Below are 8547 nucleotides of genomic sequence, written 5' to 3' on the forward strand. Positions count from 1 at the left end.
GGGCGCCCGAAGGCGCCCCGCTGTGGATCCAACCGAGGTCGACCGGCCGCTTACAGGCGGCTGGCGATGGCCTGGGCAAAGCTCATGGTGGTGCCGGTACCGCCCAGGTCGCCGGTCAGCGAATCCTTGGCTTCCATGGTGGCCACGATGGCCTTGCGCAGGCGCTCGGCGTTTTCCGGCTGGCCGATATGGTCCAGCATCTGCGCGGCTGCCAGCAGCAGCGCGCACGGATTGGCCTTGCCTTGGCCGGCGATGTCCGGCGCGGTGCCGTGCACGGCTTCGAAGATCGCCGCCTCCTTGCCGATGTTGGCACCCGGGGCCAGGCCCAGGCCGCCGACGAGGCCGGCGCACAGGTCGGAGATGATGTCACCGAACAGGTTGGTCGTAACGATCACGTCGAACTGTTCCGGACGCATCACCAGCTGCATGCAGCAGTTGTCGACGATCATTTCCTGGAACTCGATGTCCGGGTACTGCGCGGCCACTTCACGGGCGACGTTCAGGAACAGGCCCGAGGTCGACTTGATGATGTTGGCCTTGTGCACGGCGGTGACCTTCTTGCGGCCGGTGCTCTTGGCCAGCTCGAAGGCGTAGCGCACGATGCGCTCGGAGCCCTTGCGGGTGATGCGGGTGCCGGAGAAGGCGGTCTCGCCGTCGGCCGACACTTCCTGGCCTTCGGCCAGGTAGGCACCCTCGGTGTTCTCACGAACGGTGATCAGGTCGACGTTGTCGAAACGCGACTTGGTGTTCGGGAAGGTGTGGGCCGGACGCACGTTGGCGTACAGGTCGAAATGGCGGCGCAGGCTGACGTTGATCGAGGTGAAGCCACCACCGACCGGGGTGGTCAGCGGGCTCTTCAGCGCGACCTTGTTGCGCGCGATCGATTCCAGGGTCACCGCCGGCATCAGGTCGCCGTGCTTTTCCAGGGCCACCAGGCCGGCGTCGGCGTCTTCGTACTCCAGGCCAGTCTTGAGCTGGTCGAGCACGAACAGGGTGGCGTCCATGATTTCCGGGCCAATGCCGTCGCCGCGGATGACCGTAATTTTCTGCGTCATTGATCGATGTTCCGAACAGGGGGAAAAACGCCGTCCGGACGTGCCCGGAAACGCCGGCGCAAAGGAAGTTTCACCGGCAATTATGCCTGAGACGGGGCCGAGGTCCCAAATAGACCATGGTCCCAGTGCCCGGCTCAGGCATAATTGCCCGCGCATTCTTCCTCTACCCCCGCCTGTCGGCGCGCCCCTTCAACAAGAAGGGGCTCCTGGGCTGTTGGATCGCGGGACAGGCCCCAGCGCGCTGGCGGTAGTGCCGGCCGCTGGCCGGCAACCTCGGCCCTGCCAGGTTCACGGAATGCCGGCCAGCGGCCGGCACTACCGGGAGGTCCGCAATGGGCCGGTTCCCGCAGGCTCAGTGCTCGTGCGCTGCCGGAGCGCTGGCGCCGCCTTCAAGCTGGTCGAGGAAGTCGACCGCGCGGCGCAGGTGCGGGATCACGATGGAACCGCCCACCACCAGGCCGACCGAGAAGGTCTCGAAGAACTCTTCACGGGTTACCCCGGCGTCCTTGCACTGGGCCACGTGGTAGCTGATGCAGTCGTCGCAGCGCAGCACCATCGAGGCCACCAGGCCCAGCAGTTCCTTGGTCTTCACGTCCAGCGCGCCGGCCTGGTAGGTCTGCGTGTCCAGTGCGAAGAAGCGCCGCACCACCTGGTTCGGTTCGCCCAGGATGCGTTCGTTCATGCGCTTGCGGAAGTCGGTGAATTCGGCGATGCGGTCCTTGCTGCCGTCGTCGGCCGCGCTCATGCCTGGCCCTGCCCGGCCAGCAGTGGCTCGAGCTTGCCTTCACGGTGCAGGGCCATCATGTCGTCGTAGCCGCCCACGTGGACGTCGCCGACGAAGATCTGCGGCACGCTGGTGCGGCGGGTCAGTGCCATCATCTTCTCGCGCTCGGCCGGGTCCAGGTCGATGCGGACCTCGGTCCACTGCTGGCCCTTGCTCTTCAGGAAGTTCTTGGCGGCCACGCAGTACGGGCAGACGGCGGTGGAATAGATGGTGATGGCGGGGGCGCCGCCGGCGGTCTGGGCTGTCACGGGAAACTCCACGATGGATCGACGGTCTACATATGGTACCGGTGCGCTGGAAATTCCACGCCACCGCCGCAACACTGTGGGTTAACGAATGGTTGCCCCCTGCCCTGCCACGCTTGGCGCGCCCTGCCCGAGGACCTTCCGCTTGCGAGCCCTGCTGCTGACTACCGCCGTTACCCTGGCCCTGGCCATGCCGCTGGCCCAGGCCCAGGAGAAGCTGCCCGACATCGGCTCCTCGGCCGGCGAGCTGCTGACCCCGGCGCGCCAGGCCGAGTACGGCGCGATGATGCTGCGCGAGCTGCGCAACTACGGCTACCTGCTGGACGACCCACTGGTGAACGACTGGCTGCAGACCATGGGCACCCGGCTTGGCTCCAACAGCGACCAGCCGCGCCAGCCCTACACGTTCTTCGTGATGAAGGACCGCCAGATCAACGCCTTCGCCACGCTGGGCGGCTATATCGGGGTCAATGCCGGCCTGGTGCTGACCGCCGAGCGCGAGGACGAGGTGGCTGCAGTGCTGTCGCACGAAATCGCCCATGTCACCCAGCAGCACGTGCTGCGCGGGGTCGAACGCGCCCAGCGCGACCAGATCCCGATCCTGCTCGGCATGCTGGCGGCGGTGGTGGCCGCGCAGGCCAGCAACAGCACCTCCTCCGGCAACGCGACGATGGCCGCGATCAGCTCCGGCATGGGCCTGATGCAGCAGCGGCAGATCAACTACACCCGCTCCAACGAATCGGAAGCCGACCGCCTCGGCATCCGCACCCTGTCGCGCAGTGGCTACGACGTGGATGCCATGGCCGGCTTCTTCGAGCGCATGTCGGCGGCGATGCGCGGCAACGAGGGCGGCTACAGCGTGCCCGAGTTCCTGCGCACCCACCCGGTCAACATCACCCGCATCAGCGAGGCCAAGGCCCGCGCCGAGCAGATGAAGAAGGACACAGTGCTGCTGACCACCAGCACCCCCAGCGGCGAGCGCAGGGAGCGGGTGAATCCAGCCGACCCGGGCCTGGCCGAGCCGCTGCTGCGCGGAAACAACCCCTTGCTGCCCAGCAGCGTGCTGCGCGTTCCGGTCGGCCAGCTGGCCCGTGGCGCCAGTGGCGACTTCGAGTGGGCGCGCGAGCGCCTGCGCGTGCTGAGCGCCGATTCCACCGCCGAGCTGGAGCGCGAATACGCGGACATGGCCAAGCGGCAGAAAGACGGTCTCAACGACGCCCAGCGCTATGGCCAGGCGCTGGCGGTCATGCGCGGCGGCCGCAGCGGTGCCACGCAGGCCCGGCAGACCCTGGCCAGCCTGCTGCAGACCCGCCCGGACAACCTGTGGCTGGCACTGGGCCTGGGCGAGGCCGAATCGCGTGCCGGGCTGGGCGCGCAGGCCAACACCCGTTTCGAGCAGCTGCTGCGCGAGCACCCCAACAGCCGGCCCGTGGCCCTGACCTACGCCGAGATCCTGAACGAACAGGGCACCCGCGAGGCGGGCCAGCGCGCGCAGGCCATGCTGCGGCCCCTGCTGTCGCAAAGTGGTAACGATCCGGTCTTCCAGCAGCGATACGCCCGCGCCAGCGAGCTGGCCGGTGACAGCGTGCGCGCCAGCGAGGCCTATGCCGAGGCCGCCTTCCTCAGCGGCCGACCGGAGCAATCGCTGATGCAGCTGCAGGCCCTCAAGCGCAACCCGGCGCTGGACTACGTGGGCCGGGCGCGGGTGGATGCGCGAATCGAGGCGATCACCCCCACCGTGCTGGAGCTGCGCCGCCAGGGCGTGCAGGACCCGGACCTGGACCGCCGCTGAGTGCTGCGTGACCGGTCGATGGCAATCCCGACCGGTTCCGGCCAGGCAGTCACAAACATGTCATCAAACCGTAGTCTACTGACACCACTCCAGTAACCGAGCCCTACGGTGTCCTCGTGCAGAAACGCATCCTGATCGTCGATGACGAGCCCGCGATCCGTGAAATGGTCGCCTTCGCCCTGCGCAAGGGCGATTACGAGCCGGTCCACGCCGGCGATGCCCGTGAGGCCCAGACCGCCATCGCCGATCGCGTCCCCGACCTGATCCTGCTGGACTGGATGCTGCCCGGCACCAGCGGCCTGGACCTGGCCCGCCGCTGGCGCAAGGAAACGCTGACCCGCGAAGTGCCGATCATCATGCTGACCGCCCGCGGTGAAGAGAACGACCGCGTAGGTGGCCTTGAAGCCGGCGTCGACGACTATGTGGTCAAGCCGTTCTCGGCGCGCGAACTGCTGGCCCGCATCCGTGCGGTCATGCGCCGCGCCCGCGAGGACGACGAGGACGGCAGCGTGGCCGTCGGCCCGATCCGCATCGACGGCGCCGCCCATCGCGTGTTCGCCAACGACCAGCCGGTGCCGATCGGCCCGACCGAGTACCGCCTGCTGCACTTCTTCATGACCCACCCCGAGCGCGTCTACACCCGCGCCCAGCTGCTGGACCATGTGTGGGGCGGCAGCGTGTACGTGGAGGAGCGCACCATCGACGTGCACATCCGCCGCCTGCGCAAGACGCTGGAACCGTTCAACGCCGAGAACATGGTGCAGACCGTGCGCGGCGCCGGCTACCGCTTCTCCACCGCGACCTGAGTCTCGTCGTGCCGACGCCGCGCACCGCGGGTGCCGGCGCCGGCAACTCTGCTATAACCCTCGGTTCACCCCAGTGAACCGCCGCACTTCAACGACGAGATCGCAATGCCCCGCCACATCCGCTCTGCCTGGTTGAAGACCCTGGCCACCGTTGCCGCGGTACTGCTGTTCTCCGGACTGGTGGGGTGGTTCACGGGTCACCTGTGGCTGTGCATCGCACTGGGCGCGCTGGCCACCCTGGCCTGGCATTACTGGCGGCTGCGCAGCGTGCTGCGCCGGCTGACCGCGCGCCAGCGCTGGGATACCGCCGAGGAAGGCACCGGCGTCTGGAACGAGCTGGACCGCCTGCTGTACCGCAACCAGGTGGAAATGCGCGTTCGCAAGCGCCGCCTGCTCGACATGCTGCGCAGCTACCGCGCCGCTGCCGCCGCGCTGCCCGATGCCGTGGTGGTGCTGGACCGCAACAGCCAGCGCGTGCAGTGGTTCAACGAAGCGGCCACCGCCCTGCTTGGCCTGCATCATCCGGGCGACCTCGGCGAGGCGCTGGTCGAACGCCTGCAGCCGATGCCGCTGGCGCACTGGCTGGCCGGCGGCCGCAACGCCGAGCCGATCCTGGACGTGCCCTCACCGGTCGATCCTGCGATCCGCCTGAACCTGCGACTGATTCCGTATTCTTCGGACTACTGGCTGCTGATCGCCCGCGACGTCAGCAAGCTGCTGCGCCTGGAACAGGTGCGCCGCGACTTCGTCGCCAACGTTTCACACGAACTGCGCACGCCGCTCACCGTGGTCCACGGTTACCTGGACATGATGGACCCGGAGGATTTCCCGGGCACCGGTCCGATGCTGGAAGAAATGCGCAAGCAGAGCCAGCGCATGGCCCAGCTGGTGGAAGACCTGCTGACCCTGTCGCGGCTGGAGTCGCAGGAGCACAGCGAGGAAGAGACCGTCGCCATGCAGCCGATGCTGGCCACACTACGCCGCGAGGCCGAAGCGCACAGCCAGGGCCGCCACCAGATCAGCATCGACGATCTGGCCGGCGTCGACCTGCAGGGTTCCACCAAGGAGCTGCATAGCGCCTTCTCCAACCTGGTCACCAATGCGGTGCGCTATACGCCGGCCGGTGGCCGCATCGCCGTGGAGTTCCGCCGCGAAGGCGAGGGCGCGGTGCTGGCAGTGCGCGATTCCGGTTACGGCATCCCGGCTTCCCACCTGCCACGCCTGACCGAACGTTTCTACCGTGTCTCCAGCAGCCGCTCCCGCGAAAGCGGCGGTACCGGCCTGGGCCTGTCCATCGTCAAGCACATCCTCGGCCTGCACCACGCGCGGCTGGAGATTGAAAGCGAGGTCGGCAAGGGCTCGGTGTTTTCCTGCCATTTCGATGCCGACCACGTGCGCCCGCGCGAGTCCGCCCCCCTGACTTCCATCGAAGAATGACGCCATGAGCAGCCTCGGATCCCTCCCCCTCCCCGTGAGCCCGGACAACGATCCGTTGCGCGACCCGGCGCTCTACATCAACCGCGAGCTGTCGCAGCTGGATTTCAACTTCCGCGTGCTGGCGCAGGCGATGGATCCGCAGGTGCCGCTGCTGGAGCGCCTGCGCTTCATGTGCATCTCCTGCACCAACCTGGACGAGTTCTTCGAGATCCGCGCCGCCGCCGTCCGCCACGCGCAGGAATTCGGCCTGCCACCGGCACCGGACGGGATGAGCCCGCAGGCGATCCTCAACGCCATCCACGACCGCGCGGCACAACTGGTCGACCAACAGTACCGCTGCTGGAACGAGACGCTGCGCCCGGCGCTGATGGAGGCCGGCATCGGCGTGCTCGGCCGCCACTCCTGGACCGATCGGCAGAGGCGCTGGCTGCGCGCCTATTTCCGCAACGAGATCATGCCGGTGCTGTCGCCGCTGGGCCTGGACCCGGTGCACCCGTTCCCGAAGATCCTCAACAAGTCGCTGAACATCGTGGTGGTGCTGAAGGGCACCGACGCATTCGGCCGCGCCGGCCATCTGGCCATCGTGCGTGCGCCGCGCTCGCTGCCGCGCATCATCCAGCTGCCGGAGAAGCTCGGCGGGTCGCAGAATTTCGTGTTCCTGTCCTCGGTGCTGTCCACCTTCGTCGATGAGCTGTTCCCGGGCATGGAAGTCCAGGGGGCCTACCAGTTCCGCGTCACCCGCAACTCCGAGCTGGTGGTGGACGAGGAGGAGGTGGAGAACCTGGCGCTGGCACTGCGCGACGAACTGGTCGATCGCGGCTACCGGCCGGCGGTGCGGCTGGAAATCGCGCAGGACATGCCGCGCGAGATCGTGCGCACCCTGCTGCAGAACTTCGGCCTGACCGAGAACGCGGTGTACCGCATCGACGGCCCGGTCAACCTCAACCGCATCATCCAGTTGTACGACCTGATCGCACAGCCGGACCTGAAGTACCCGCCAATGACCCCGCGCACGCTGCGCGACAGCGACGGCATCTTCGAGACCGCGGCGCGCCAGGACCTGCTGCTGCACCACCCGTTCGATGCTTTCACCGCGGTGCTGGACCTGATCCGGCAGGCGGCGATCGACCCCAACGTGCTGGCGATCAAGCAGACCCTGTACCGCACCGGCAAGGATTCGCTGATTGTCGATGCGCTGATCCAGGCTGCGCGCAACGGCAAGGACGTGACCGTGGTCGTTGAACTGCGCGCACGCTTCGACGAAGAGGCAAACCTGGGCCTGGCCGATCGCCTGCAGGAAGCCGGCGTACAGGTGGTGTACGGCGTGGTCGGCTACAAGACCCACGCCAAGATGCTGCTGATCGTGCGCCGCGAGGGCCGCAAGCTGCGCCGCTATGTACACCTGGGCACCGGCAACTACCACAGCGGCACCGCCCGCGCGTACACCGACATCAGCCTGATCACCGCCGATGCGGACATCGGCAACGACGTGCACCTGCTGTTCCAGCAGCTGTCCGGGCTGGCCTCGAAGATGAAGCTCAAGCGCCTGCTGCAGTCGCCCTTCACCCTGCACACCGGCATCCTCGGCCGCATCGAGCGCGAAACGCGCATCGCCGCCGCCGGTCGCCCCGCGCGGATCATCGCCAAGATGAACGCGTTGAACGAACCGCAGGTGGTGCGCGCGCTGTACGCCGCCTCGCAGGCCGGCGTGCAGATCGACCTGATCATCCGCGGCGCCTGCACCCTGCGCCCGGGTGTGCCGGGCATTTCGGACAACATCCGCGTGCGCTCGATCGTCGGCCGCTTCCTGGAGCACAGCCGCGTCTACTGGTTCGGCAACGACGGCGCACCGGAGATGTACTGCGCCAGCGCCGACTGGCTGGAGCGCAACCTGCTGCGCCGGGTCGAGACCTGCTTCCCGATCCTCGACCCGGAGCTGGCCAAGCGAGTCTACCGCGAGGTGCTGCAGAACTACCTGGACGACAACCTCAACGCCTGGGAACTGGATGCCGACGGCATCTACCACAAGCGTGCCCCGGCGCACGACGAAGCCCCGCATTCTGCGCAGATGGCATTGATGCAGGGCCTCTGATCCGGTACGTGTCGACCAAGGTCGGCGCGTTTGGACTCATCCACGCATGGCGTGGATCTACCGTGTCGACCAAGGTCGACACCCACCAGCAGCCGCACAGCACGCCGTCCCGGCAGATCGCAGGGAACTGTCGAAGGCGGGGTGGGTCCGGTTGCGGGGGTGTCCGCGGCATGGATGCCGCGGCCAAGCCCCCAAGGTGAAGTGACCCCCGAGACTTGGACGGGGTCAGGCGGCCGATTGGGCCCGCTCCCGGTACTCTACCGGGCTCAGACCTTTCAGTTTCAGTTTGATGCGCTCCTGGTTGTAGTACTGGATGTATTCCACCAGCCCAGCCTC

At 67.5% G+C, this 8547-nt stretch carries 8 protein-coding genes; 4 read left to right on the forward strand and 4 right to left on the reverse strand.

Annotated elements, in window-relative coordinates:
- Positions 1-50: 50 nt before the first annotated feature.
- The 3 genes from AC5P9F_RS03440 to grxC form a co-directional block, all read right to left on the reverse strand.
- Entirely contained in the window at positions 51-1055 is a 1005-nt protein-coding gene (locus AC5P9F_RS03440) for an isocitrate dehydrogenase (RefSeq protein ID WP_099530089.1), read from the reverse strand.
- Between the two features lie 352 nt (positions 1056-1407).
- Complete coding sequence (locus tag AC5P9F_RS03445) at positions 1408-1800, reverse strand: carboxymuconolactone decarboxylase family protein (protein WP_005412372.1); 393 nt, start codon at positions 1798-1800, stop codon at positions 1408-1410.
- Positions 1797-2087: a glutaredoxin 3 gene (gene grxC / locus AC5P9F_RS03450; protein WP_004154541.1), complete on the reverse strand. Its 291-nt coding sequence runs from the start codon at positions 2085-2087 to the stop codon at positions 1797-1799. The genes AC5P9F_RS03445 and grxC overlap by 4 nt, the downstream gene beginning before the upstream one ends.
- Positions 2088-2229: 142 nt before the next feature.
- On the opposite strand from grxC, the gene AC5P9F_RS03455 reads away from it, so the two are divergent.
- The 4 genes from AC5P9F_RS03455 to ppk1 all read left to right on the forward strand — a co-directional run bounded on the left by AC5P9F_RS03455 (position 2230) and on the right by ppk1 (position 8211).
- Positions 2230-3876, forward strand: a complete 1647-nt coding sequence (locus AC5P9F_RS03455) for a M48 family metalloprotease (RefSeq protein ID WP_005412370.1) — start codon at positions 2230-2232, stop codon at positions 3874-3876.
- A 116-nt stretch (positions 3877-3992) separates the two neighbouring features.
- A complete protein-coding gene (phoB, locus tag AC5P9F_RS03460; RefSeq protein ID WP_005408258.1) occupies positions 3993-4682 on the forward strand; it encodes a phosphate regulon transcriptional regulator PhoB in 690 nt (229 codons plus the stop codon).
- Between the two features lie 105 nt (positions 4683-4787).
- Positions 4788-6119: a phosphate regulon sensor histidine kinase PhoR gene (phoR, locus tag AC5P9F_RS03465; RefSeq protein WP_005408257.1), complete on the forward strand. Its 1332-nt coding sequence runs from the start codon at positions 4788-4790 to the stop codon at positions 6117-6119.
- Positions 6120-6123: 4 nt separating this feature from the next.
- Positions 6124-8211, forward strand: coding sequence for a polyphosphate kinase 1 (ppk1, locus tag AC5P9F_RS03470; RefSeq protein WP_005408256.1), 2088 nt, complete (start codon positions 6124-6126; stop codon positions 8209-8211).
- Positions 8212-8436: 225 nt separating this feature from the next.
- Here ppk1 and AC5P9F_RS03475 read toward each other — a convergent pair.
- A partial coding sequence (locus tag AC5P9F_RS03475) for an IS3 family transposase (RefSeq protein WP_495201421.1) occupies positions 8437-8547 on the reverse strand: 111 nt, incomplete at its 5' end.

It is taken from the genome of Stenotrophomonas sp. YJH_SMC_4 (assembly GCF_059371575.1).